This window comes from Streptosporangium roseum DSM 43021 (assembly GCF_000024865.1).
Lineage (GTDB): Bacteria > Actinomycetota > Actinomycetes > Streptosporangiales > Streptosporangiaceae > Streptosporangium > Streptosporangium roseum.
On the sequence record NC_013595.1, the window covers coordinates 6,476,272 to 6,500,344 of the forward strand.

The window sequence follows — 24,073 nt, forward strand, 5'->3', positions numbered from 1 at the left end:
CAGCAAGGATAGCCATCGCCTATCGGCATAGCCGCAAACTATTGAACGCGGGCGCGGCCCCTGCCGCACGATTCACCCATGACATATCAGCCGAACGCACGGGCGTCCGAGACCGGGCCGTGGGATCCGGCCGACCCGGCCGCCGTGCGCCCGGCATCGGCCGGGCGGGACGGCACGCGGTCAGATCCCGGCGCCACCCCCGGCACAGAGACCGGGCGGGACGGCACGCGGTCGGATACCGGCACAGAGACCGGGCGGGACGGCACGCGGTCGGATACCGGCGCGGAGACCGGGTGGGGCGGCACGCGGTCGGATCTCGGGCTCGCGTTGGGCGCGGCGGCCGGTGCGGCCACCTATTCGGCGGTGTTCGGAGCGGCGGCGGTGGACCGGGGCTGGTCCGCGTGGGAGGCGGTGCTGGCCAGTGTCGCGGTGCACGCCGGGAGCAGCCAGATCGTCGGGCTGTCGGCGCTGGGAGGCGGCGTCCCCGGAGCGCCGGGCGGCGCGTCGCCGGCGACCGGGGCGGTGATCGCGGCGGTGGTCGCCGCCTCGCTGGTCAACCTGCGGCTGACCGCGTTCGGGCTGGCGCTCGGCGACGTCTTCCGGACCCGGTGGGGCCGATGGCTCGCCGCGCACCTGGTCTCCGACGAGTCGGTGGCGGCCGCGGTGTCACGGGGGACCCCGGCCACCCGCAGGCGGACGTTCCTGGTGGTCGGGTCGCTGCTGTTCACCGGCTGGGTGGGCGGCACGGCCGCCGGTGCGGTGCTCGGCTCGGTGCTGCCCCACGGGGCGCGGGAGGCGGTGGACGGCGCCGCCGCGGCCGCCTTCGCCGCACTGCTCGTCCCTCTGCTCCGCACCCGCCGCGAGTCGCTGGTCGCCGCCGGGGCGGCCGGCCTGGCGCTGGTGGCGTCGTGGTGGCTGCCGCCGGGCCTGCCGGTCCTCGTCGCCGCGCTGGCCGCCGTCCCGTTCGCGGTGCGGTCGGCATGAACGTCGTGCTGTTCGTCGCGGGCCTGGCCGTCGTGACCTACCTGCTCCGGCTGGCCGGGGTGAGCGCCGCGGCGCGGGATACGGGGGACGGCCGCCGGAGCCTGTTCACCGCGCTGCTGCCGGTGGCGCTGCTGGCCGCCGTCGCGGCCCTCCAGGCCGCACCGGGCGGCCGCCCGGTGGCCCACCTGGTCGTCGCCGCCGCCGTGGCGGGCGTGGCAGTCCGCCGCCTGGGATTCCTGCCCGCCATGCTCCTCGGCACCGCCGCCGGAGCGCTTGTGACTCTTGGAGGACTTCTGTGATCATCCGTGAACTGACCCCTGACGACCTCGGCGCCTGCCTGCGGCTCGCGGCGGACCGGCAGTGGTCGCGCGAGGAGCGCAAGTGGCTGTTCCTGCTCCAGGGCGGGGAGGGCTACGGGATGGTGGACCCCGGCGGCGAGCTGGTGGCCACCGCCATCCTGACCCGCTACGGCACCCGCACCGCCGCGATCAGCATGGTGCTGGTTGCCTCGCGTCACGGGCGCCAGGGGCTGGGGGGCCGCCTGATCGGCCACATTCTGGACCAGGCGCGCGGCGCGACCGTCTTCCTGAACGCGACCGCGACGGGCCGTCCCCTGTACGAGCGGCTCGGCTTCCGGGTGACGAGCCCGGTCGCCATGCATCTGGGGACCTTCACCGGGCAGGCGGCCGGCGCGTCCCGCCCCGCCTCCCCCGAGGACCTGAAGGCGATCGCCGACCTCGACGCGGAGGTCGTCGGTGCCGACCGCTCGGCCCTCCTGACGAGGCTGTTCGACTTCGCCGAGCAGATCCGGGTGATCGAGGACCGGGGAGTGGTCACGGGCTACGCCGGCATGTGGCGCAATATGGGCAACACGGTCGTCGGGCCGGTGATCGCCGCGGATCCGGCGGACGCCCGGCGGCTGATCGCCGACCTCGCCTCCCAGGTCGGGGGCCCGGCCCGGATCGAGGTCGAGGAGAGCCGCCGGGAGCTGGCGGAGTGGCTGACCAGGCACGGCATGGTGGCGGGGATGAGGACCTCGGACATGGTCGCCGGCACCGAGCCGCTCCCCGGCGACCGGAGCAGGTATTTCGCCCCGGTCATGTCCGCACTGGGGTGACGGGGACGCCTTCCCCGGCGACCTCCGGCCTCTCGCCGGTTGGCGCCGGGCGTCCGTTCCGGGCCTCCCCCTCGAAGGCGCCGGCCTCCTCCGACCGGCCGGTCCGCCGCGCCCCCGTCGGATCTCCCCGCCGCCCCGGCCCACGCCCTCAGCGCGTGCCGGGGCCGTCCTCCCCTGAGGGTGGACCACCGCCCGATCGGGTCAGGCGGAAACGGCTTCGGTGGATTCCTTGGAGACGTTCTCCGGGAAGTGGCAGGCCACCTGGTGCCGGGGAGCCAGCTCGACCAGCGGCGGCTCCTCCACCTTGCAGATCGCCTGGGCTTTCCAGCACCGGGTGTGGAAGCGGCAGGCGGGCGGCGGGCTCAGCGGGCTGGGCACGTCACCCTGGAGGCGGATGCGCTCGCGGTCGTTGCGCCGGGCCGGGTCGGGGATGGGGACCGCGGACATCAGCGCGTTGGTGTACGGGTGCATGGGCGACTCGTACAGGTCTTTCCGGTCGGCCAGCTCGACGAGCTTGCCCAGGTACATGACGGCGACCCGGTCGCTGATGTGCCGGACCACCGACAGGTCGTGGGCGATCACCACGTAGGTCAGGTCCAGCTCGTTCTGCAGGTCCTCCAGCAGGTTCACCACCTGCGCCTGGATCGACACGTCCAGCGCCGACACCGGCTCGTCCGCGATGATCATCTTCGGCTTGAGCGCGAGGGTGCGGGCGATGCCGATCCGCTGGCGCTGGCCACCGGAGAACTCGTGCGGGTAGCGGTTGTAGTGCTCGGGGTTGAGCCCCACCAGCTCCAGGATGTCCTGCACGGCCTTCTTGGTGCCGTGCTCGGTCTTGATGCCCTGGATCCGGAACGGCGCTCCCACGATCGCTCCCACGGTGTGGCGCGGGTTCAGCGACGAGAACGGGTCCTGGAAGATCATCTGCATGTCGCGGCGGAGCGGGCGGAGCCTGCCCTGCGACATGTGCGTGATGTCCTGCCCCTCGAACACCACCTTGCCGCCGGTCGGCTCCAGCAGCCGGGTGACCAGCCGTCCCATGGTGGACTTGCCGCAGCCCGACTCGCCGACCACGCCCAGCGTCTCGCCCTTGAAGACGTCGAAACTGATCCCGTCGACCGCCTTCACCGCGCCGACCTGCCGCTTGAGCAGCCCCTTCGTCACCGGGAAGTGCTTCTGCAGGTCCTGGACGGACAGCAGCGGCTCATTAGGAGTGGTCACGTGGTCTCCAGCATCGGCTTGATCTCGTTCTCCCAGAGCGACCGCCGCTCCTCACGGGGCAGGTGGCAGCGGACCAGGTGACCGCCCTCGGTCTCCAGGAGAGCCGGCACCTCGGTGTCGGCCTTGCTGTGCGTCCGGTCGGAGTAGGGGCAGCGGGGGTGGAAGGCGCAGCCCGACGGGATGTTGATCAGTGAGGGCGGGGAGCCCTTGATCGGCATCAGCCGCTCGGTGCGCTCCCGGTCCAGGCGGGGCATCGACCCCAGCAAACCCCATGTGTAGGGGTGCTCGGGACGGTAGAAGATGTCCTCCGCCGCGCCGTACTCGATGCACTTGCCGCCGTACATGACCAGGATGTCGTCCGACAGCTCGGCCACGACGCCCAGATCGTGGGTGATGATGATGAGGGCGGAGTTGAACTCCCGCTGCAGATCCCGCATCAGGTCCAGGATCTGGGCCTGTACGGTCACGTCCAGCGCGGTGGTCGGCTCGTCGGCGATCAGCAGCTCCGGGTCGCACGACAGCGCCATCGCGATCATCGCGCGCTGCCGCATGCCGCCGGAGAACTCGTGCGGATACGCGTCCACCCGGCGGCCCGGCTCCGGGATGCCCACCCGGCCGAGCATGTCGATCGCGTGCTTGCGCGCGACCTTCTTGTTCACGCTGTGGTGGATCCGGTATGCCTCCACGATCTGGTCGCCGACCGTGTAGTAGGGGTGCATCGCCGACAGCGGATCCTGGAAGATCATCGCCATCTTCTTGCCGCGCAGCCCGCGCACGTGCTCCTGGGAGGCGCTGACCAGCTCCTCCCCGTCCAGCCAGATCTCACCGGAGATCCTGGCGTGGCCGCCCTTGTGCAGCCCCAGGATGCCCAGGCTGGTGACGCTCTTTCCGGATCCGGACTCTCCCACGATCCCGAGCGTGCTGCCCCGCTCCAGCGAGAAGGTCAGCCCGTCGACGGACTTGACCAGCCCGTCGTCGGTCGGGAAGTGGATCTTCAGGTCCTTCAGTTCAAGGAAGCTCACGCCAGCCTCACCCTCGGGTCGACCACCGCGTAGAGCAGGTCGACGATCAGACTCGCGACGACCACGAACAGCGCCGCGAGCAACGTCACCCCCATCACCTTGGGAAGGTCCTGGTTGACGATGGCGTCGATGGCGTACTTGCCGAGGCCCGGCAGGGAGTAGGCGCTCTCGGTGAGGACGGCGCCGCCGATCAGCAGGCCGAAGTCCAGGCCGAAGACGGTGAGGATGGGCGTCAGCGCCGCCCGGAGGCCGTGCTTGGTGACCACGGTGCTCTCACGGAGCCCCTTGGCACGGGCGGTGCGGATGTAGTCCTCGTTCATCGTCTCCAGCATGCCCGCCCGGGTGAGACGCGCATAAGTGGCCGCGAACAGGAAGGCCAGCGTGATCCACGGGAGAAGCAGGTTGTAGGCCCACTGGCCGGGACTGTCGAGGAAGGTGGTGTAGTGGCCGCCCTGCGCCGCGAAGGAGAACGGGTTGCCGTAACTGAACACCAGCAGGGATACCAGGCCGGTGAAGAAGATCGGCAGGGAGACTCCTGCCAGAGCGACGGTCATGGCCGCCCGGTCGAAGACGCTGCCTCTGCGCAACGCGGACAGCACGCCGATGCCCACGCCCATGACCACCCAGATCACCGCCGCGCCGATCGCGAGGGACAGGGTGACCGGCAGGCGGTTCATGAGGTCGGGAAAGACCGGTTGCCGGGTGATGAACGAATATCCCAGGCAGGGGGCCGGGCACGCCTCGACCCCGGGGCCGTAGTCGTACTCAGCGCCCGCGACGATCCCCTTCACGAACCTGCCGTACTGCACGACCAGTGGATCGTTGAACCCCAGCCGTTCGGCGGCCAGCTTGGCCGTCTCCGCCGTGGCCGTACGGCCGACATACCGGCTGGCCATGCCCTCCGGAGTCGCCCCCGCCAGTTGGGGCACGAGGAAGAAGATCGCGAAGGTGGCCATGCTCACGACGAGGAGCATGATCACTGCGCCGATCAGGCGTCTGATGATGTATGTGACCACAGTGCCCGGCCCAGGTGGCCGCCGGAAGGATTGCTCCCGGCGGCCACCGCTGCCTTCACCTGCCTAACTACTCGTTGTCTGAGAAGCGGTGTTACTCGACGCCCATCGCGACGTAGTCGTACATCTGCTGGCCGTCACTGATGAAGACGTTGGTCACACCCTGGCCGCGGACCAGCAGGCTCTTGGCCCAGACACCCGGCAGGATGACCGCCTCTTCCATGACGCGCTTGTCGATGGCGGCCCACATCGGCTCACGCTTCTTGGCGTCGGCCTCGAGCAGGGACTCGTCGAGCATCTTGTCCACATCGGGGATGCGGACGCTGACGTTGGAGGAGCCACCGGTCTCCCGGATGACCCGGCTGTCGACCATCTGCTGCAGGAAGCCGTAGCCGTCGGGGTAGTCCGAGCCCCAGCCGTTGACGGCCAGGCCGAGCTTGTTCTCCACGACGAACGGCGGCTTGCCGGCGTACAGCGAGAAGTAGTCCGCCTGCGGGTACGGCTTCAGGGTCAGCTTGATGCCGACGCGGGCCAGCGACTCCTGCAGGGCCTCGGCGGTCGCCTTCTCCTTCGGCCGCTCGGCGCGGTAGGAGATGTTGGTCTCGAAGCCGTTCGGCTGGCCGCAGGCGGCCAGGTGCTCCTTGGCCTTGGCCAGGTCACCCTTGCCGTCAGCACCGCTGGGGTACAGGTCGATCTTCGCGGCGCCCGGGACGCTCGGCGGCATGAGGCTGGTCGCGATCGCGCCACCGGAGAACTCACCGCCGTAGGCGGCCTGGTAGCCGGTCTTGTCGGCCGCGTACTGGACGGCCTTGCGGCAGTCGATGTTGTCCAGCGGCTTCACCGTCGGGCTGACCGAGGTGTACCAGAGACGCTGCAGCGTCGGGTTGTCGGCCCGCGCCTTGAGGGCGGGGTCCGGCAGGATCTTGCTCATCGCGGCCGGCTGGACACCGGTGCCCGCGATGTCGACGTGGATGTCACCGGAGAGGAGACGGTTGTCGAGGTCGTCGGCGTTGACGTTGGTCTGGACCTCGATCCGGTCCGGCAGCGCCGGGCGGTTGGGGTCGGTCGCCGCGTCCCAGTTCGGGTTGCGGACGAGCGAGAAGCCCTTGCCGATCTCGTTCTTCTCGAACATGTACGGGCCGGAGGAGATCACGTGCTCGCGGTACTTCGCGCCCGTGTCCTTGGCCTTCGGCACCGGCACGGTCGGCGACATCTGGGTGATGTAGTCGAAGCCGCTGTAGGGCTGCTTCAGGTGGAAGACGATCGTGGAGTCGTCCGGCGTCTCGATGGCCGAGCTGAAGTCGGCGTCCTTCGACTTGTAGGCGCCCTTGTAGTCCTTGGGCCAGTCGAGCATCTCGTTCAGGTAGGTGGGACCGTTCGGGAAGGTCTCCTTGTCGAACGCGCGCGCCACGGCGTAGGCCACGTCCTTGGACGTGATCGGGGTGCCGTCCTCGAACTTCAGACCCTCACGCAGCGTGTAGGTCCAGGTCTTGAAGTCGGCGCTCGGCTTGCCGAGGTCCTTGGCCAGGTCGGGTGCGACGGTCGCGCCCTCGGCGCCCGGCGCGGCCTTGAACACCGTCAGCGCCCGGCCGTACAGGCGCATGAAGTTCCACGAGTAGCCGTAGTAGGTGTCGGCCGGGTCCAGCGAGTCCCAGTCACCGGAGTTGACGAACTTGAGGGTGCCGCCCTTCTTGGTCGAAGGGTTGAACACCTTGGTCATCGCGGCGTTGAACTCGGCCTGGGCCGGAGCGGCCGCCCCAGTGCCGGCACCCGCGCTTTCCTTGGGCGAGTCGGTGCTGGTTCCACCGCAGGCCGACAGGCCCAAGGCGAGCGCCGCGGTGACCGCGAACGTCGCGACTGCGGGTTTTCTCTTCATCTGTTACTACACCCCTTGTGGATAGGAACCAGGGAAACTACGGGGATCGAGAAGCGTCAACGGCCGCGCGGGTCCAGCGCGTCACGCAGGCCGTCTCCGAAGAGGTTGAAGGCCAGCACGGTCACGAAGATCGCCAAACCAGGGAAGATCGCGAAGTGCGGCACCGTGTAGAAGCGCGCCGCCTCGGCGAGCATGCCGCCCCAGGTCGGTGTCGGCGGGCGGACGCCCACACCGAGGAAGGACAGCGCCGCCTCGAACAGGATGTTGGTCGGGATGACCAGCGTCGCGTAGATCAGGATCGGCGCGATCAGGTTGGGCAGCAGCTCACGGAAGATGATGTACGGCCCACGGGCGCCGAGGCTCCTGGCCGCGTCGACGAACTCCCGTTCACGCAGGGAGAGGGTCTGACCTCGGACGATCCGGCCGATGTACGGCCAGCTGAAGAATCCGATGATGAACACCAGCAACGATACGCGCAGGGTGTCGCCGGACATGCCGAACGCCTGGTCGGGCACGACGCCGGCGAGGGCGATGGCGAACACCAGCAGCGGGAAGGCCAGGAAGACGTCCATCGCCCGGCTGATCACGGCGTCGACCCAGCCGCCGAAGTAGCCGGCGACGACACCGAGGACGGTGCCGATGACCACCGAGAGCAGGGTGGCCAGGAAGGCGATGAGCAGGGAGATCCGGGCGCCGTAGACGATCCGGCTGAAGATGTCGCGCCCCCAGAGGGGCTCGACGCCGAACAGGTAGTCCCAGCTCATACCGCCGAACGCATCTTTGGGCGTCAGCGTGGACTGGTCGATCTTCTCACGGTGGAACTCCAGCGGCGGATGGCCGAGGAACTTCACGATGAGCGGCGCGAGGAGCGCCACCAGGATGAGGAAGATGATGACTCCCGCTCCCGCGAGAGCGATCTTGTCACGCTTCAGCCTCATCCAGGCGATCTGACCGAGAGAGCGGCCTTGGATGGCCTTCCGATCCGCGCCCGCGAGCACGGCTTCGGGGTCCGCCTCCGTAGCCGAGCCAGGAACATCGAGCGGTGCGGTCATACAGTGGCCCCCTGGATCCCAGACGACGTTGTCCGATGGGACGCGTCCCCCGGGTCGGGGGGCGCGCCCTGAGTCTACGAGTCCGTTTCACGGTCCCGTGACGCAGAATCTATGGGCTGATCTGCGCTGACTAGTCCCCTGGGGCGCTATGTGGCTTAACTGTGATTCACGTGCAATTCATTTGTTTTGATCTTGAGGCGAATGTCCTGAAGCTATCTCCCTTCTGTCTTGGATTTGTGACATTGCACTGATAGGTAACTCAGCGTCACCCGATCCCACGACGCTTGAGGATGTCTTCGATGTCGGAGAAGTCGTCGTCCGCGGCCGGCTTCCGGGCGGGCGCGGGCTTCTGGGCCGGCGCGGCCTTGCGCTGCGGGAGCGGCTGCGTGGCGCCCCCACCGGCCGTCACGGCCCCGCCCGGCGCCGCGGCAGCACCCGCCGCGGGGGTCCGGGGCTCGGCGGAAGCGGCCGTACGGCGGCCGCGCAGCACCCCGGTGACCAGGAACAGCACCAGGGAGAGCCCGGTCACGGCCACTCCGGCCCACACCGTGGGATTGAAGACCACTCCGGCGAAGAACCCGCCGATCGCCGTGCCGATCTGCCACAGGGTCGGCAGCGCGCCGGTCAGGAAGGCCGCGAGCGGCAGCAGCGACCAGGCGACGCCGCGCAGCCCGGCCACGACCCCCCGGCGGCGCATCAGCAGGAAACTCAGCACCAGCCCCACCCCGGTCACCCCGGCGCAGAGCGGCAACCACGCGATCTGGTCGAACGACATAGCGGACCGCCCCTCGTATCGGCTTACCAGATCCATCCTGGCACGTCGCGGCGGAACGCTTCCTCCTCCCCAGGGAGGGATCGTCCCCTAAGGGCCGGTAAGGGGTCGTCCCCTAGGTGGCGGGTGGAGACGGACGGCCCCGGCCGCGCGGCGCGGAGCCCCGCCGTGAGGCTCCCCGGAGGTCCTCCATGGGGCTCCCCGGAGGTCCGCTCAGCGGTCTCCGCCGCGGGCCGACAGCGCCCGGAGGACGTCGACGTCGACCTCGCGCAGGGAGTCCACGACGAGGCGGCCGGGGGCGGAGGGGATCGGCAGCACGCTCGGCACGGCCACCACCCGGCAGCCGGCCGCGGTGGCCGCGGTCACCCCGTTCGGGGAGTCCTCCAGCGCGACGCAGCGGGCCGCGGCCACGTCCAGCAGCCGGGCGGCCGTCAGGTAGGGCTCCGGATGGGGCTTGGTCCGCATCACGTCGTCGCCGGTCACCACGTGGTCGAAGTTGCCCCTGCCGATGCCCTTCAGGCACGCCTCGGCGATCGGCCGCACCGAGGAGGTCACCAGGGCGGTGGGCAGGCCCGCCCGCCGTACCGCCGCCAGCAGCTCGGCGGCGCCGGGCATCATCTCCACGCCGTCGGCGAGCCGGCGGGTCATGCCCTCCAGCATCCAGGCCGCCACGTCGTCCGGATGGGCGCTGGAGCCGGAGGCCTTGAGCATGTAGGCGACGGTGGACGGCATGGAGCCGCCCACCAGGTGCTCCTGGTCGGCGGCCCCCCAGTGGCCGCCGAGCCGTTCCATCACCTCGGACTCGACCTGGAACCAGATCTTCTCGCTGTCCACGAGAAGCCCGTCCATGTCGAACAGGACCGCGTCCATCACCCCGGAAACCCCTTACGGTCAGACGTTGAAGTAGCTGGCCTCGGGGTGGTGGACGACCAGCGCGGAGGTGGACTGCTCGGGGTGGAGCTGGAACTCCTCCGACAGGTTCACGCCGATCCGGGAGGGGTCGATCAGCTCCATGAGCTGGACCTGGTCCTCCAGGTTGGGGCAGGCCGGGTAGCCGAAGGAGTAGCGGCAGCCGGTGACGTTGACCTTCAGCATGTCCTCCAGCGACTCGTCACCGCCGATCCCGAGCTCGCTGCGGACCCGCGCGTGCCAGTATTCCGCGAGCGCCTCGGTGAGCTGCACCGACAGGCCGTGCAGCTCCAGGTAGTCGCGGTAGGCGTCCTTGGCGAACAGCTCGGCCGCGGCCTCGGAGACCCGGTTGCCCATGGTGGCCACTTGGAGGGCGACCACGTCGACCTCGCCGGAGTCCTTCGACCGGAAGAAGTCGGACAGGCACAGGTGCCGGTCACGGCGCTGGCGCGGGAAGGTGAACCTGGTCCGCTCGTTGCCCGCGTCGTCGAGGATGATCAGGGAGTCGCCGTCGCTGACGCAGGGGAAGTAGCCGTAGGCGACGGCCGCCTCCAGCAGGCCCTCGGTCTGCATCCGCTCCAGCCACATCCGCAGGCGCGGCCGGCCCTCGGTCTCGACGAGCTCCTCGTAGGAGGGCCCGTCGCCGCCGCGCGCGGCCTTGAGGCCCCACTGGCCCATGAACGTCGCCCGCTCGTCCAGGAACGCGGCGTAGTCGGCCAGCGGGATGCCCTTGATGATCCGCTCCCCCAGGAAGGGGGCCGTCGGGACGGGGTTGTCGGCGGCCACGTCGGAGCGGGCGGGCAGCTCCGCCTCCGGGGTGCGCACCAGCGTCGCACCGGTCTTGACCCGCCGCTCGCGCAGCGGCGGCAGGCTCGCGCCGGCCTCGCCGCGCTTGACCGCCATGAAGGCGTCCATCAGGCGCAGGCCCTCGAAGGCGTCGCGGGCGTAGCGGACGTCGCCCTGGAACAGCTCGGCGAGGTCCTGCTCCACGTAGGCGCGGGTCAGGGCGGCGCCGCCGAGCAGGACCGGGAAGCGCTCGGACATCCCCCGGGAGTTCATCTCCTCGAGGTTCTCCTTCATGATGACCGTGGACTTCACCAGCAGCCCGGACATCCCGATGACGTCGGCCTTCTGCTCCTCGGCCGCCTCCAGGATCGCCGACACCGGCTGCTTGATGCCGAGGTTGACGACCTCGTAGCCGTTGTTGGACAGGATGATGTCGACCAGGTTCTTGCCGATGTCGTGCACGTCGCCCTTGACGGTCGCCAGCACGATGCGGCCCTTGTTCTCCCCCTCGACCCGGTCCATGTGCGGCTCCAGGTAGGCGACGGAGGTCTTCATGACCTCGGCCGACTGGAGCACGAACGGCAGCTGCATCTGCCCGGAGCCGAACAGCTCGCCGACGGTCTTCATGCCGTCGAGGAGCACGTCGTTGACGATCTCCAGGGCGGGGCGCTGCGCCAGCGCCTCGTCGAGGTCGGCCTCCAGTCCCTTGCGCTCGCCGTCGATGATGCGGCGCTTGAGCCGCTCCCACAGCGGCAGGCCGAGCAGCTCGGCCGCCCGGTCGGCCTTGATCGAGGCGGCGTCCACGCCCTCGAACAGCTCCATGAACCGCTGCAGCGGGTCGTAGCCCTCCCGGCGGCGGTCGTAGACCATGTCCAGGGCCACCTGGCGCTGCTCGTCGGGGATGCGGGCCATCGGCAGGATCTTGGAGGCGTGCACGATGGCCGAGTCGAGGCCCGCGTTGACGCACTCGTTGAGGAAGACGCTGTTGAGGACGATGCGCGCGGCCGGGTTGAGGCCGAAGGAGATGTTGGACAGGCCGAGCACGGTCTGCACGCCCGGATAGCGCCGCTTGAGCTCGCGGATGGCCTCGATGGTCTCGACGCCGTCGCGGCGGGTCTCCTCCTGGCCGGTGGCGATGGGGAAGGTGAGGGCGTCGATGATGATGTCCTCGACGTTCATGCCCCAGTTGGCCGTCAGGTCCTCGATGAGGCGGGTGGCGATCCTGAGCTTCCACTCGGCGGTGCGGGCCTGGCCCTCCTCGTCGATGGTCAGCGCCATGACGGCCGCGCCGTGCGACCGGACCAGCTTCATGATCCTGGTGAAGCGCGAGTCGGGGCCGTCGCCGTCCTCGTAGTTGACCGAGTTGATGATCGCCCGGCCGCCGATCATCTCCAGACCGGCCTCCAGCACGGCGGGCTCGGTGGAGTCGAGCACGATCGGCAGGGTGGAGGCGGTGGCGAAGCGGAACGCCAGCTCCTTCATGTCCCTGACGCCGTCGCGGCCCACGTAGTCGATGCACAGGTCGAGCATGTGCGCGCCGTCGCGGGCCTGGGCCCGGGCGATCTCGACGCACTCCTCCCAGTTCTCGGCGAGCATCGCCTCGCGGAAGGCCTTGGAGCCGTTGGCGTTGGTCCGCTCGCCGATCGCCAGGTAGGAGGTGTCCTGGCGGAACGGCACGTGCTGGTAGAGCGAGGCCGCCCCGGCCTCGGGGCGCGGACGGCGGGGGCTGTGCCCGTTGCCGCGCACCCGCTCCACCACCTTGCGCAGGTGCTCGGGGGTGGTGCCGCAGCAGCCGCCGACCAGCGACAGGCCGAAGGAGCGGGTGAAGTTCTCGTGGGCGTCGGCCAGCTCGTCCGGGGTGAGCGGGTAGTAGGCGCCGTCGGAGGTCAGCTGGGGCAGGCCCGCGTTGGGCATGCAGGAAAGCTGCAGGCGGGCGTGGCGCGACAGGTAGCGCAGGTGCTCGCTCATCTCGGCGGGGCCGGTGGCGCAGTTGAGGCCGATGACGTCGACGCCGAGCGGCTCGATCGCGGTGAGCGCCGCGCCGATCTCCGAGCCGAGCAGCATCGCGCCGTTGGTCTCCACGGTGACCTGGGCGATGACCGGCACGTCGCGGCCGGAGTCGGTGATGGCCCGCTTGGCCCCGATGACGGCGGCCTTGACCTGGAGCAGGTCCTGGCAGGTCTCGATGATCAGGGCGTCCGCCCCGCCGGCGATGAGCCCGGCGGCGTTGTCGTAGTAGGCGTCGCGCAGCACGCCGTACGGCTTGTGCCCGAGGGTGGGGAGCTTGGTGCCGGGGCCGATGGAGCCGAGCACGTAGCGGGGGTGGTCGGGGGTGGACCAGTGGTCGGCCGCCTCGCGGGCGACCCGGGCGCCGGCCTCGGACAGCTCGTGGGTCCGCTCGGAGATGTCGTACTCGCCGAGGGCGGCGAGGTTCGCGCCGAAGGTGTTGGTCTCGACGCAGTCGACGCCGACCTCGAAGTAGGCGTCGTGCACGGCCCGCACGATGTCGGGGCGGGTGGCGTTGAGCACCTCGTTGCAGCCTTCGTGCCCCTCGAAGTCGTCGAGGGTGACGTCGTGCGCCTGCAGCATCGTCCCCATGGCCCCGTCGGCGACCATCACGCGCTCGGCCAGGACTTCACGGAAAGACGGTCTGCTAGTCATGAGAGAAAGCTTACTGGGAACCGTCCAGGCGTTATTCTCTCTGATTGTTCTTGTGGCAATTGCACTCATCGTCCAATTACCTTGCGAGGCATCCTATGGCGTCCTACCGCACGATTGTCGTCGGCACCGACGGCTCCCCCTCCTCCTTCCGCGCGGTCACCTCGGCGGCCTCCCTCGCCTCCGTGACCGGCGCCACCCTGGTCCTGGCCTGCGCCTACGCCCCCATGCGCGAGCGCGAGCGCAACGCGGCCGCCGACGCCCTGGGCGAGCTGTCCTACAAGGTGAGCGGCTCCACCCCCGCCGACGACGCGCTGCGCGCCGCCCGGGAGCACGCGGTGGCCGCGGGCGCCCGGCAGATCGAGCTGGCCGCCGAGGAGGGCGACGCGGTGGACGTCCTGGTCGCCCTGGCCGACAGGCTCGAGGCCGATCTGCTGGTCATCGGCAACCGGGGGCTCAACAGCCTCGCCGGGCGGCTGCTGGGCTCGGTGCCCTCCAGCGTCTCCCAGCGGGCGGGCTGCGATGTGCTGATCGTTCACACCACTTCGGGAAGGTGACGAAAAGGCCTCCTCAGCGCATAGGCTTAGCCGGATAGTACGGCGAGGCCAGAAGGAGGCGGCGCGTGATCGAACTCGAAGGTCTACCCGAGCTCGTCGACCCGGTGCTGATCGCCGCGTTCGAGGGGTGGAACGACGCGGGCGAGGCCTCGAGCGGAGTGATCGCACACCTCGAGGACGAGTGGAAGGCGACCCCCCTGGTCTCCCTCGACCCGGAGGAATACTACGACTTCCAGGTCACCCGTCCGATCGTCGAGATGGGCGAGGGGCTGACCCGCTCCATCACCTGGCCGACCACCAAGCTGTCGGTGGCCCGGCCGCCGGGCGTGGACCGCGACGTGGTGCTGCTGCGCGGCATCGAGCCCAACATGCGGTGGCGCGCCTTCTGCGAGGAGATCGTCGTGGTCTGCCGCGAGCTGGGGGTGGAGCTGGCGGTGCTGCTCGGCGCGCTCCTCAACGACTCTCCCCACACCCGCCCGGTGCCGATCGTGGGCTCGGCGACCGACGAGGGCCTGGCCCGTGCGATCAACCTGGAGCTGAGCCGCTACGAGGGGCCGACCGGCATCGTCGGCGTCCTGCAGCACGCCCTGGGGGCCACCGGGATCCACGCGGTCTCGCTGTGGGCGTCGGTGCCGCACTACGTCGCCCAGCCGCCCAACCCCAAGGCCACCCTGGCGCTGCTCAGCCGGATGGAGGACCTCCTCGACATCCCGATGCCGCTGGGCGACCTGGCCGAGGAGTCACGGGCCTGGGAGCACGGCGTGGACGAGCTGGCCTCGCAGGACAGCGAGGTCGCCGAATACGTCAAGGAGCTGGAGGAGCGCAAGGACGCCGCCGAGCTGCCCGAGGCGAGCGGCGACGCCATCGCCGCGGAGTTCGAGCGCTACCTGCGCCGCCGCGACCGTGACGGCGACGGCTGAAACACACAGCGCATAGTTACCATTGTTCGCCCCCTTTTCCAGCGCTTCCGGGCAATAATCAGTGCCCACCCGGTCCGTCCGGGTCGCACCAGATTGGGCGACCGGCCTGCAACAATTCCGCAACCAGGAGAAACACGGCTCTGTAAACATCGGTGATCGGCCCATCACCATGCCGCACATTGTCCATGTGACTGCGCACGTTAGGGCGACCATGGCGACTCCCCAGCTCGACCCATACCAGAAAGCTCAGGAGACGCGACGCCGCGTTCTTGAGATGGCCGTATTGATGAAGCGCGAGGACGGCGGGAACGCCTCCTCGCGTCCACGGGGCACCGCCCAGCCCGGACAGGCGATCGACATGTTCCTCGCCCTGCTCCAGGACCGGCTCCCGGTCTGGCTCCGCATCCTCGACGACCTGATGCACCTGGTCGGCAAGGGGCGGGTCAGCGACAACCTGCTGCCCATCGCGCGGGCCGGCATCGACTACTACTCCGAGGTCCAGTCGGCCGCGGTTCCCGTCTTCACCTCTCCCTCGGTCACCGTCCGCTTCCGCGAGGCGCTGCGCGACAGCGAGCTGGGGCCGATGGCCGAGGTCGTCCCGCTGACCGAGTACCTGGCGGCCGAGCAGCGGGCGGGCCGGATCCCACCCGAGGTGGACCCCCTCGCCAGCGCCCGGCTGCTGCTGGCCGGATGCCTGCGCCACGCCTACTACGAGATGTTCGTCGGCGCCGACTTCCTGCCCTCGCGGGACGACAGCGCCGAGGAGATCGTCCGCGAGCTGCGGCTGGATCTCCAGCGGGCCTGATCGAAGCGGGCCCACACCAGTGCGGCCAGGTCGGCGTCCACTCCCAGCGGGGCGCTGACCAGGTCCGCGCCGGAGGACTCCAGACGGCTCTGGAAGAAGCCGGGGGCCAGCAGGTAGGACGCCACGGCGATCCGGGGCGCGGGACCGGACCGCAGGCGTTCCAGGGCCTCCCCCAGCGAGGGGGCGCCCGTCGCGGCGAAGGCCGCCGTGACCGGGCGCGACAGCCGTACCGCGAGCAGCCGGGCCGCGGCCCGCACGTCGGCCAGCGCGGCCGGGTCGGAGGATCCCGCCGCGCCCAGGACGACCGAGTCGGCGGGCCGCAGCCCCGCGCTCGCCAGCCGCCTGGCCAGGATGGCGGCCAGCAGCGGGTCCGGTCCGAGCGGGGCCGCCACCACCGCGTCGGGCCGGGCCCCGGCGACCACCGACGGCAGGTCGATGTGGACGTGGTAGCCGCCCGCGAGCAGCAGCGGCACCACGACCGCCGGACCCGGCAGGCCGGGGAGCACGCCGGCCAGCGGAGGCGAGCTGATCTCCAGGAAGGCCGCCTCGACCCGGCTGCCCGGCCGTGCCCGCCGTACGAGATCCCGCAGTCCGGCGATCGCCTCCTCGCCTCGCGCGCTGCGGGTCCCGTGCCCGGCCAGGACCAGCGTCGTCACGCCCCCTCCCCGCCGGGCGGCCCGCAGGCGCCCGCGGGCGCCGGGACGCGGCGGCCGGCGCGCGCCCTCACATGGCCTCGCCGCGGTCGCAGGCCAGGCGGTAGCCGCGCTTGACGACCGTCTCGACGATGCCGGAGGGGCCCAGGGCGCGGCGCAGGCGGGTGATGGCCATCTCGACGGCGTGTTCGGCCGAGTCCCGGGAGGGGCCGCCGGGCAGCACGGTGCGCAGCTCGGAGCGGGCCACCACGTGCCCCGGCTTGTCGGCCAGGCGCTTGAGCACCGCCATCGGGGCCGGCGGCAGCGGCTTGAGCTCACCGTCCACGGCGACGGCGTGGCCGCGGATCTCCAGCCCGTGGCCGCCGGCGAGCAGGCGGGTGACGCTGTGCTCGGGCAGGTGCCGGGCGAGCGTCCGGGCCAGCGCGCCGAGGCGGGCACGCTCGGGCTGTACGGCGGGCACCCCGCGCGCCTGCAGCGGCGCCGCCGTGACCGGGCCCACGCAGGCGGCGACGACCGGCCCGGCGAAGGCCGCCACCAGGGCGTCCTCCAGGCCGTCGGCGCGGGCCGCGGCGAGCATGGCCAGCACGGCGGGGGCGCTGGTGAAGGCCACCGCGTCCACCCCGCCGGAGATCGACTGACTGATCAGGCGGCGCAGCGGCGAGGTGTCGCGGTAGGGCAGCCACCGGTAGACCGGCACCTCGATGACCTCGGCCCCCGCCTCGCGCAGCGCGGCCACGAAGCCGGTCAGCGGCTCCCCGTGCAACTGCACGGCGATGCGGCGACCGCGCAGGTCCTGGGCAAGGAGGTACTGCTTGACCTCCTCGCACGACTCGGTGGCCGGCGTCCAGTGGTCGTTCAGCCCGGCGGCCCGGACCGCGCCGCGGGCCTTGGGCCCGCGGGTCAGCAGCCGGGCGGCGGTCAGGTGCGCCGACAGGTCGCCCGACAGCCCCCAGCCCTCGGCCGCGGCCATCCAGCCCCGGAACCCGACCCCGGTGGTGACCACCACGTCGTCGAGCGGGCCCGTCAGAGCGGCCCGGGTCGCGGCCAGCAGGTCGGCGTCCTCGGCCAGCGGCACCAGCCTGATCGCCGGGGCGCGCACCACTCTCGCGCCCCGCCGCTCCAGCAGCGCGCAGAACTCCTCACGCCGCCTGGTCGCGGTCACCCCGATCGTGAACCCGGCCAGCGCGTCGGGCGCCGTCTCGGGAGACCCGCCGGGGTCGTCCAGAAGGGCGATGCTCATCTGTTGTCCACCACTCCCCGTCCACCACGTGGACGTCTCGTCCCTCGTCGGCCGCTCCGCTCACCGGGCCTGGCCGGCCCGGGGCTCGGCCGCCGCTCCCCGTGCCCGGCCCTCCGCCGGGTCACCTCACACTCACCTCCACCGTGCCGTCGGCGACCCGGATCGGATAGGTCGGCACGGCCACCGCCGGGTCGTCCAGGCACACCCCGGTGACCAGCGAGAACACCTCCTTGTGCATGGGCGAGGCGACGCTGGGCTCACCCGCCCTGGTGCCCACGATCCCCCGCGAGAGGACCTGGGCGCCGCTGAAAGGATCCCGGTTGCCGATGGCGAACAGCTCGCCGTCGAAGGTCCGGAACAGCGCGATCTGGTGACGGCCGACCAGCGCGCAGGCGCCGCGCTCGGGCAGCAGGTCGGTGTAGGCGCAGACCGCGGTCCAGACGGTCGTCGTGGCCTCGCTCAGGACGGTCATGGTGGAGCCTCCATTCGGGTTGCGTCGGTGGGTTCGTGGTGCCGGCGGCGCGGCCCGGGGTCGCCGGGTGGCCCCGGCTCCGGCCGTGGAGAGGACGTTCAGGAGCGGACCACCTCCAGGGGGAGGAGGACGGGCTTGATCTGGTCCCTTTCGGCCGTGAAGGCGATCGAGGGGTCCGGGGTCGCGGGGGCGTTGACGAAGGAGACGAAGCGCCGCAGCTTGTCGGGGTCCTCGATGGCGGTCCGCCACTCGTCGGCGTAGGAGGCGACGTGCCGGTCCATCTGGGCGTCCAGATCGGCGCAGATCCCCAGCGAGTCCTCCAGGACCACCTGCTTGACGTACTCCAGGCCCTGGCTCTCCAGCCAGGCCGAGGTGCGCTGCAGGCGGTCGGCCGTACGGACGTAGAACATCAGGAACCGGTCGATGGTCCGGATCAACTCCTCGGTGCTCAGGTCCGAGGCGAACAGGTCGGCGTGCCGCGGGGTGAAGCCGCCGTTGCCGCCGACGTAGAGGTTCCAGCCCTGCTCGGTGGCGATGATGCCGAAGTCCTTGCCGCGCGCCTCGGCGCACTCGCGGGCGCAGCCGGAGACGGCCGACTTCAGCTTGTGCGGCGAGCGCAGGCCCCGGTAGCGCAGCTCCACCGCGATGGCCAGGCCGACGGCGTCCTGCACGCCGTACCGGCACCAGGTGGAGCCCACGCAGGACTTCACCGTGCGCAGCGCCTTGCCGTAGGCGTGGCCGGACTCGAAACCGGCGTCCACCAGCCGCTTCCAGATCAGCGGGAGCTGCTCCACCCGCGCCCCGAACAGGTCGATCCGCTGCCCGCCGGTGATCTTGGTGTAGAGGCCGAAGTCGCGGGCCACCTCGCCGATCACGATCAGCTTGTCGGGGGTGATCTCGCCGCCGGGGATGCGCGGCACCACCGAGTAGGTGCCGTTGCGCTGGATGTTGGCCATGAAGTGGTCGTTGGTGTCCTGCAGGGCGGCCTGCTCGCCGTCGAGGATGTGCCCGTTGCCGAGCGAGGCCAGGATCGAGGCGACGACGGGCTTGCACACGTCGCAGCCGCGGCCGGTGCCGTGCTCGTCGATGAGCTGGGAGAAGGTCGTGATGCCGCGCACCCGGACGATGTCGAACAGCTCGGCCCTGCTGTGCGTGAAGTGCTCGCACAGGGCCTTGGAGACCTCGACGCCGGACTTGACCAGGATCTGCTTGAGCATCGGGAGGCAGCTGCCGCAGGTGGTGCCCGCCCGGGTGCAGCCCTTGATCCCGGCCACGTCGGTGAGGCCGTGGTCGGCGATGGCCGCGCACACCTGCCCCTTGGTGACGTTGTTGCAGGAGCAGACCTGCGCGTCGTCGGGAAGGTCCATGCTCGCCGGGCCACCGGTGAACAGCAGCTCGCTGGGCGCGCCGGGCAGGTCCCGCCCGACGAACGGCTTGAGGGTGTTGTACGGCGTGGCGTCGCCGACGCAGATCCCGCCGAGCAGGGTGCGGGCGTCGTCGCTGACGAACAGCTTCTGGTAGACCCCGCCCACCGGGTCCATGAAGGTCACGTCCAGGGCGCCGTCCATCGCGCCGAACTGGGCGACCTCCACGCCGAGCAGCTTGAGCTTCGTGGACAGATCCGCGCGGGCGAAGGCCGCCTGGCCGCCGAGGATGCGGTCGGCGGCGACCTCGGCCATCGTGAAGCACGGCCCGACCAGCCCGTAGACCATGCCGTCGTGCAGGGCGCACTCCCCCACCGCGTAGATCGCCGGGTCGCTGGTGCGCATCCCGTCGTCCACGGCGATCCCGCCGCGGTCGCCGACCGCCAGCCCGGCCTGCCTGGCCAGCTCGTCGCGTGGCCTGACGCCCGCCGAGAAGACCACGACCTGCGCCTCGATCGTCTCCCCGTCCGGCTTGACCAGTCCCGCGACCCGCCCGTCCGGCCCGGCGACGATCTCCTTGGCCCCGGCCTCGGTGTGCACGCTCAGGCCGAGGGCCTCGACGTGGCCCCGCAGGACGGCGCCGCCGCCCTCGTCCACCTGCCGCGGCATGAGCCAGCCGCCCATCTCCACGACGTGGGTCGAAAGGCCCAGCCCGCGCAGCGCGTCGGCGGCCTCCAGCCCCAGCAGCCCGCCGCCGATGACGACGCCGCTTCCGGCCCCCGCGGAGGCCTTCCTGATCGCGTCCAGGTCGTCGATCGTCCGGTAGACGAAACAGCCCTCCAGCTCCCTGCCGGGCACCGGCGGCACGAACGGGCTGGATCCGGTGGCCAGCACCAGCACGTCGTACGGCTCCACATGGCCGTCGGCGGTGGTCACGGTCCGGCCGTCCCGGTCGATCCCGGTGACCCTGGAGGCCAGCCGCAGCACGACCCCCTCCGGCACCGGGTAGGTGAGATCCTCGGCGCTCCTGCCGGTGAGATAGGAGGTCAGCGCGACCCGGTCGTAGGCGGCCCTGGGCTCCTCCCCCAGGACCGTGATCCGGCCGGCGAACCCCTTGGCGACCAGCGCCTCGACCAGCCGGCTGGACGTCGGTCCATGCCCCACCACAACGAGTTTCATACGGAGATGCCTTCCTGCTCGCACAGCCAGCCGACAATGCCCTCGACCACGTCGCGGCAGCCGCCGCAACCGGTCGTGGCGCGTGTGGCGGCGGCCACCGCCTCGACGTCACGGGCGCCGGACTCCCAGCAGGCCCGGATCTGTCCCTTGGTCACGTTGTTGCACTGGCAGACCTTCACCGCGTCCGGCATCCGGACCGGGCTCTCGGCGACCGCACTGCCGGAGATGCCGGGAAACAGCAGCCCGGCCGGGTCCGCGGGGACCGGGGACCCGCGGTCGAAGAGCTGGGTGAGGGTGCCCACCGCGGACGTCTCCCCCAGGAGGATCGCGCCGACCAGGCGGCCGTCGCGGATGACGAGTTTGCGGTAGGAGCCCCGGGCCCGGTGGCTGAAGCGCACGACCTCGGCGTCGTCCTCGGTCAGGTGGGTCTCGCCCATCGCGGCCAGCTCCACGCTCCTGGCCTTCAACCGGGTCACCAGGCGCGACCCCCGGTAGCGGGAGGTCTTGTCCGCCCCGGTCACGAGGTCGGCGACCACGGCGGCCTGCTCCCACGCGGGGGCGACCAGGCCGTAGACCGTTCCGTCGTGCTGGGCGCACTCCCCGATCGCGAAGATCGACGGGTCGTCGGTCCGCATCTCGTCGTCGACGACGATCCCGCGCGCCACCTCCAGACCCGCGTCCCCGGCCAGTCCCGTCACCGGCCGGACCCCGCAGGCGAGCACCACCAGATCGGCCCCCACCGTCTCGCCTCCGGCGAGCCGTACGCCGTCACCGAGGATCTCCTCCACGACCACGCCGGTCCGCACCTCCACGCCCAGCTCCGCGAGGGTCTCCCCCAGCATCAGCCCGGCCTCGGCGTCGAGCTGCCGCTCCATCAGGTGACCGGCCAGGTGGAGCAACGTGACCGGCAGCCCGCGCCCGGCCAGGCCGCGGGCCGCCTCGATGCCGAGCAGGCCGCCGCCGACCACCACGGCGCGCCGGGCCGCACCGGCCGCGGCGAGGATCGCGCGGCAGTCGTCCAGCGTCCGGAACGCCATGGCGCCGGCCGCTCCGGGCACCGGCGGCACCACCGCCTCGCTGCCGGTCGCCAGCACCAGGACGTCGTACGGCTCGCGCCTGCCGTCGGCGGTGAGCACCGCCTGGGTCTCCCGGTCGATCGCGGTCACCTCGACGCCGAGCAGGGCCGTCACCGAATGGTCGGCATACCACGCCGGGTCCAGCAGCCGCACCTGGTCGGGCAGCATGGTCCCGGCCACCACGTTCGACAGCAGCACCCGGTTGTAGGGCTGCCACGTCTCGGCGCCGATCACGGTCACCTTGACGTGCTTGTCCCGGGCGCGGACCTCGCTGACGAGGCGGGCGCCCGCCATCCCGTTCCCCACGATCACCAGCCGGGTCATCCGACACGCTCCAGTTTCACTGCGCAGACCTTGAACTCCGGCATCCGCGACACCGGGTCGAGCGCGGGGTTGGTGAGCAGGTTGGCTCCGGCCCAGTGGAAGGGCATGAACACGGTGTCCGGCCGGACCGCGGGGGTGACCCTGGCGACGCCCTCGGCTGCGCCCCGGCGGCCGACCACCCGCAGCAGGTCGCCCGGCGCCACCTCCAGGCGCTCGGCGAGATCAGGGTGGATCTCCACGAAGACCTCCGAGGCCACCGCGTTCAGGGCGGCGATCCGCCGGGTCTGGGCGCCGCTCTGGTAGTGGGCGAGCACCCGGCCCGTCGTCAGGTAGAGGGGATAGTCCCGGTCGATGTCCTCCTCGGGCGGCCGGTGCTCGACGGGCACGAACCTGGCGCGGCCGTCGGGGGTGGCGAAGCGGTCCAGGAACGGCCGGGGAGTGCCGGGGTGGTCCTCGGCCGGGCAGGGCCAGAACACGCCGGTCCCGGCCGCGATCCGCTCGTAGGTGATGCCCGCGTAGTCGGCGATCCCCCCGGCCGAGGCCCGCCGCAGCTCGTCGAAGACCTCGCGCGGGTCGGCCGGGAACCCCTCGGCTCCGCGCAGCCGTACGGCGAGGCCGCGGAGGATCTCCAGATCGCTCCGCACTCCCGGCGGCGGCGCGGCGGCCTGGTGGCGCAGCAGCACCCGGCCCTCGAGGTTGGTCATCGTGCCGCTCTCCTCCGCCCACTGGGTGGTGGGGAGGACGACGTCGGCCAGCGCGGCCGTCTCCGACATGACGAGGTCGGAGACCACGAGCAGGTCCAGCGAGCGCAGCCGCTCGGTGACGTGCCCTGCCCGGGGCGCGGAGATCACCGGGTTGGAGCCGAACAGCAGCAGCGCCCTGGGGCCGGCGGCGGTGCCGAGGGCGTCCAGCAGCTCGTAGGCGGAGCGGCCGGGCCCCGGCAGATCCTCCGGCGCGATCCCCCACACGGCGGCCACGTGGGCGCGGGCGGCGGGATCGTCGATCCTGCGGTATCCCGGAAGCTGGTCGGCCTTCTGACCGTGCTCGCGCCCGCCCTGCCCGTTGCCCTGCCCGGTGATGCAGCCGTAGCCGGATCCCTCCCTGCCCGGCAGCCCGAGCGCGAGCGCCAGGTTGATGAACGCGCTCACCGTGTCGGTGCCTTTGGCGTGCTGCTCGGCGCCGCGCCCGGTGAGGATCACCGCGCGTCCGGCGTCCGCGAGGATCTCCGCGGCCAGGCGCATCCGGGCGACCGGCACGCCGGTGATCCGTTCCACCCGCTCGGGCCACCAGGCGGCGGCCGAGGTGCGGACCCCGTCGAAGCCGCTGGTACGGCCGGCCACGTAGTCCTCGTCCACGTGGCCCTCGGTGATCACGATGTGCAGCAGGCCCAGGGCGAGCGCCAGGTCGGTGCCGGGGGCCGGCTGGAGGTGGAGGTCTGCCTGCCGCGCGGTCGCGGTGACCCTGGGGTCGATGACGACCAGCCGGCCGCCCCTGTCGCGCATCGCGGTCAGGTGGCGGACGAACGGTGGCATGGTCTCGGCCACGTTGCCGCCTGCGATCAGGACCGCGTCGGCCCCGCCGAGGTCGGTGATCGGGAACGGCAGGCCGCGGTCCATGCCGAAGGCGCGGTTGGCGGCCGCGGCGGCCGAGGACATGCAGAACCGGCCGTTGTAGTCGATCTGGCTGGTCCGCAGCACCATCCGGGCGAACTTGCCGAGCTGGTAGGCCTTCTCATTGGTGAGCCCGCCGCCGCCGAACACGGCCACGCCGTTGGGGCCGTGCTCTTCCTGGACCGCGCGGATCCGGGCGGCGACGAAGTCGAGCGCCTCGTCCCAGCCGACCGGCTCGCCGTACAGGAGCGGGGTGGTGAGCCGATCTCCACTGGTCAGCAGCTCACCGGCGGTCCAGCCCTTCTGGCAGAGACCGCCCGCGTTGGCGGGGACGTCCTTCCTGGGGGTGATCGTGACCGTCTCGTCCACGGCGACGCTCATGCCGCACTGCAGCGCGCAGTACGGGCAGTGCGTCGCCGTCGCCGCCTTCACAGGCGTCGGGGCGGAAAGTGAGATCGACACA

At 71.3% G+C, this 24,073-nt stretch carries 20 protein-coding genes; 6 read left to right on the forward strand and 14 right to left on the reverse strand.

Translation table 11 applies throughout. The features are described from left to right. Positions 1–78 precede the first annotated feature (78 nt). The 3 genes from SROS_RS28470 to SROS_RS51255 are packed head-to-tail and all read left to right on the forward strand — an operon-like array spanning position 79 to position 2,101. Positions 79–984 (forward strand): AzlC family ABC transporter permease, encoded by a 906-nt coding sequence (locus SROS_RS28470; RefSeq protein ID WP_012892377.1) that lies wholly within the window; start codon positions 79–81, stop codon positions 982–984. Next, on the forward strand, positions 981–1,283 hold the full coding sequence (locus SROS_RS51250; RefSeq protein ID WP_012892378.1) for an AzlD domain-containing protein: 303 nt from the start codon (positions 981–983) through the stop codon (positions 1,281–1,283). Before SROS_RS28470 ends, SROS_RS51250 begins: the two co-directional genes overlap by 4 nt. Continuing rightward, positions 1,280–2,101 carry a GNAT family N-acetyltransferase gene (locus SROS_RS51255; protein ID WP_012892379.1) on the forward strand — a complete coding sequence of 274 codons (822 nt, stop codon included), beginning with the start codon at positions 1,280–1,282 and terminating at the stop codon, positions 2,099–2,101. The genes SROS_RS51250 and SROS_RS51255 overlap by 4 nt, the downstream gene beginning before the upstream one ends. Before the next feature lie 201 nt (positions 2,102–2,302). Here SROS_RS51255 and SROS_RS28485 read toward each other — a convergent pair whose 3' ends face one another. The 8 genes from SROS_RS28485 to metH all read right to left on the reverse strand — a co-directional run bounded on the left by SROS_RS28485 (position 2,303) and on the right by metH (position 13,413). After that, complete coding sequence (locus SROS_RS28485; protein WP_012892380.1) at positions 2,303–3,322, reverse strand: ABC transporter ATP-binding protein; 1,020 nt, start codon at positions 3,320–3,322, stop codon at positions 2,303–2,305. Further along, the gene (locus SROS_RS28490) at positions 3,319–4,344 is read right to left on the reverse strand and encodes an ABC transporter ATP-binding protein (protein WP_012892381.1); all 1,026 of its coding nucleotides are present in this window, start codon (positions 4,342–4,344) and stop codon (positions 3,319–3,321) included. The genes SROS_RS28485 and SROS_RS28490 overlap by 4 nt, the downstream gene beginning before the upstream one ends. Then, positions 4,341–5,360 carry an ABC transporter permease gene (locus SROS_RS28495; protein ID WP_012892382.1) on the reverse strand — a complete coding sequence of 340 codons (1,020 nt, stop codon included), beginning with the start codon at positions 5,358–5,360 and terminating at the stop codon, positions 4,341–4,343. The genes SROS_RS28490 and SROS_RS28495 overlap by 4 nt, the downstream gene beginning before the upstream one ends. A gap of 91 nt (positions 5,361–5,451) precedes the next feature. Next, entirely contained in the window at positions 5,452–7,233 is a 1,782-nt protein-coding gene (locus SROS_RS28500; RefSeq protein ID WP_012892383.1) for an ABC transporter substrate-binding protein, read from the reverse strand. 56 nt (positions 7,234–7,289) lie between these two features. Then, positions 7,290–8,285 carry an ABC transporter permease gene (locus SROS_RS28505; RefSeq protein WP_012892384.1) on the reverse strand — a complete coding sequence of 332 codons (996 nt, stop codon included), beginning with the start codon at positions 8,283–8,285 and terminating at the stop codon, positions 7,290–7,292. A 265-nt stretch (positions 8,286–8,550) separates the two neighbouring features. Continuing rightward, positions 8,551–9,060 (reverse strand): hypothetical protein, encoded by a 510-nt coding sequence (locus tag SROS_RS28510; protein WP_012892385.1) that lies wholly within the window; start codon positions 9,058–9,060, stop codon positions 8,551–8,553. A gap of 210 nt (positions 9,061–9,270) precedes the next feature. Then, on the reverse strand, positions 9,271–9,927 hold the full coding sequence (locus SROS_RS28515) for an HAD family hydrolase (RefSeq protein ID WP_012892386.1): 657 nt from the start codon (positions 9,925–9,927) through the stop codon (positions 9,271–9,273). Between the two features lie 21 nt (positions 9,928–9,948). Next, entirely contained in the window at positions 9,949–13,413 is a 3,465-nt protein-coding gene (metH, locus tag SROS_RS28520) for a methionine synthase (RefSeq protein WP_012892387.1), read from the reverse strand. A 95-nt stretch (positions 13,414–13,508) separates the two neighbouring features. Between metH and SROS_RS28525 the strand changes: the two genes are divergently transcribed. The 3 genes from SROS_RS28525 (at position 13,509) to SROS_RS28535 (ending at position 15,692) form a co-directional block, all read left to right on the forward strand. After that, positions 13,509–13,967 carry a universal stress protein gene (locus SROS_RS28525; protein ID WP_012892388.1) on the forward strand — a complete coding sequence of 153 codons (459 nt, stop codon included), beginning with the start codon at positions 13,509–13,511 and terminating at the stop codon, positions 13,965–13,967. A 65-nt stretch (positions 13,968–14,032) separates the two neighbouring features. After that, positions 14,033–14,887: a PAC2 family protein gene (locus tag SROS_RS28530; protein WP_012892389.1), complete on the forward strand. Its 855-nt coding sequence runs from the start codon at positions 14,033–14,035 to the stop codon at positions 14,885–14,887. A 187-nt stretch (positions 14,888–15,074) separates the two neighbouring features. Beyond that, entirely contained in the window at positions 15,075–15,692 is a 618-nt protein-coding gene (locus SROS_RS28535; RefSeq protein WP_148269233.1) for a hypothetical protein, read from the forward strand. Here the strand turns inward: SROS_RS28535 and SROS_RS28540 are convergent. The 6 genes from SROS_RS28540 to SROS_RS28565 form a co-directional block, all read right to left on the reverse strand. Next, complete coding sequence (locus SROS_RS28540) at positions 15,596–16,348, reverse strand: sirohydrochlorin chelatase (RefSeq protein ID WP_012892391.1); 753 nt, start codon at positions 16,346–16,348, stop codon at positions 15,596–15,598. The two genes, SROS_RS28535 and SROS_RS28540, sit on opposite strands and share 97 nt — an antisense overlap. A 67-nt stretch (positions 16,349–16,415) precedes the next feature. Then, positions 16,416–17,585, reverse strand: a complete 1,170-nt coding sequence (locus tag SROS_RS28545) for a uroporphyrinogen-III synthase (RefSeq protein ID WP_012892392.1) — start codon at positions 17,583–17,585, stop codon at positions 16,416–16,418. A 121-nt stretch (positions 17,586–17,706) separates the two neighbouring features. Then, a complete protein-coding gene (gene nirD / locus SROS_RS28550) occupies positions 17,707–18,057 on the reverse strand; it encodes a nitrite reductase small subunit NirD (RefSeq protein ID WP_012892393.1) in 351 nt (116 codons plus the stop codon). Between the two features lie 98 nt (positions 18,058–18,155). Further along, positions 18,156–20,600 carry a nitrite reductase large subunit NirB gene (gene nirB / locus SROS_RS28555; protein WP_012892394.1) on the reverse strand — a complete coding sequence of 815 codons (2,445 nt, stop codon included), beginning with the start codon at positions 20,598–20,600 and terminating at the stop codon, positions 18,156–18,158. Further along, positions 20,597–22,000 carry an FAD-dependent oxidoreductase gene (locus SROS_RS28560; protein ID WP_012892395.1) on the reverse strand — a complete coding sequence of 468 codons (1,404 nt, stop codon included), beginning with the start codon at positions 21,998–22,000 and terminating at the stop codon, positions 20,597–20,599. The genes nirB and SROS_RS28560 overlap by 4 nt, the downstream gene beginning before the upstream one ends. Next, on the reverse strand, positions 21,997–24,072 hold the full coding sequence (locus tag SROS_RS28565; protein ID WP_012892396.1) for a molybdopterin oxidoreductase family protein: 2,076 nt from the start codon (positions 24,070–24,072) through the stop codon (positions 21,997–21,999). The genes SROS_RS28560 and SROS_RS28565 overlap by 4 nt, the downstream gene beginning before the upstream one ends. Position 24,073 lies beyond the last annotated feature (1 nt).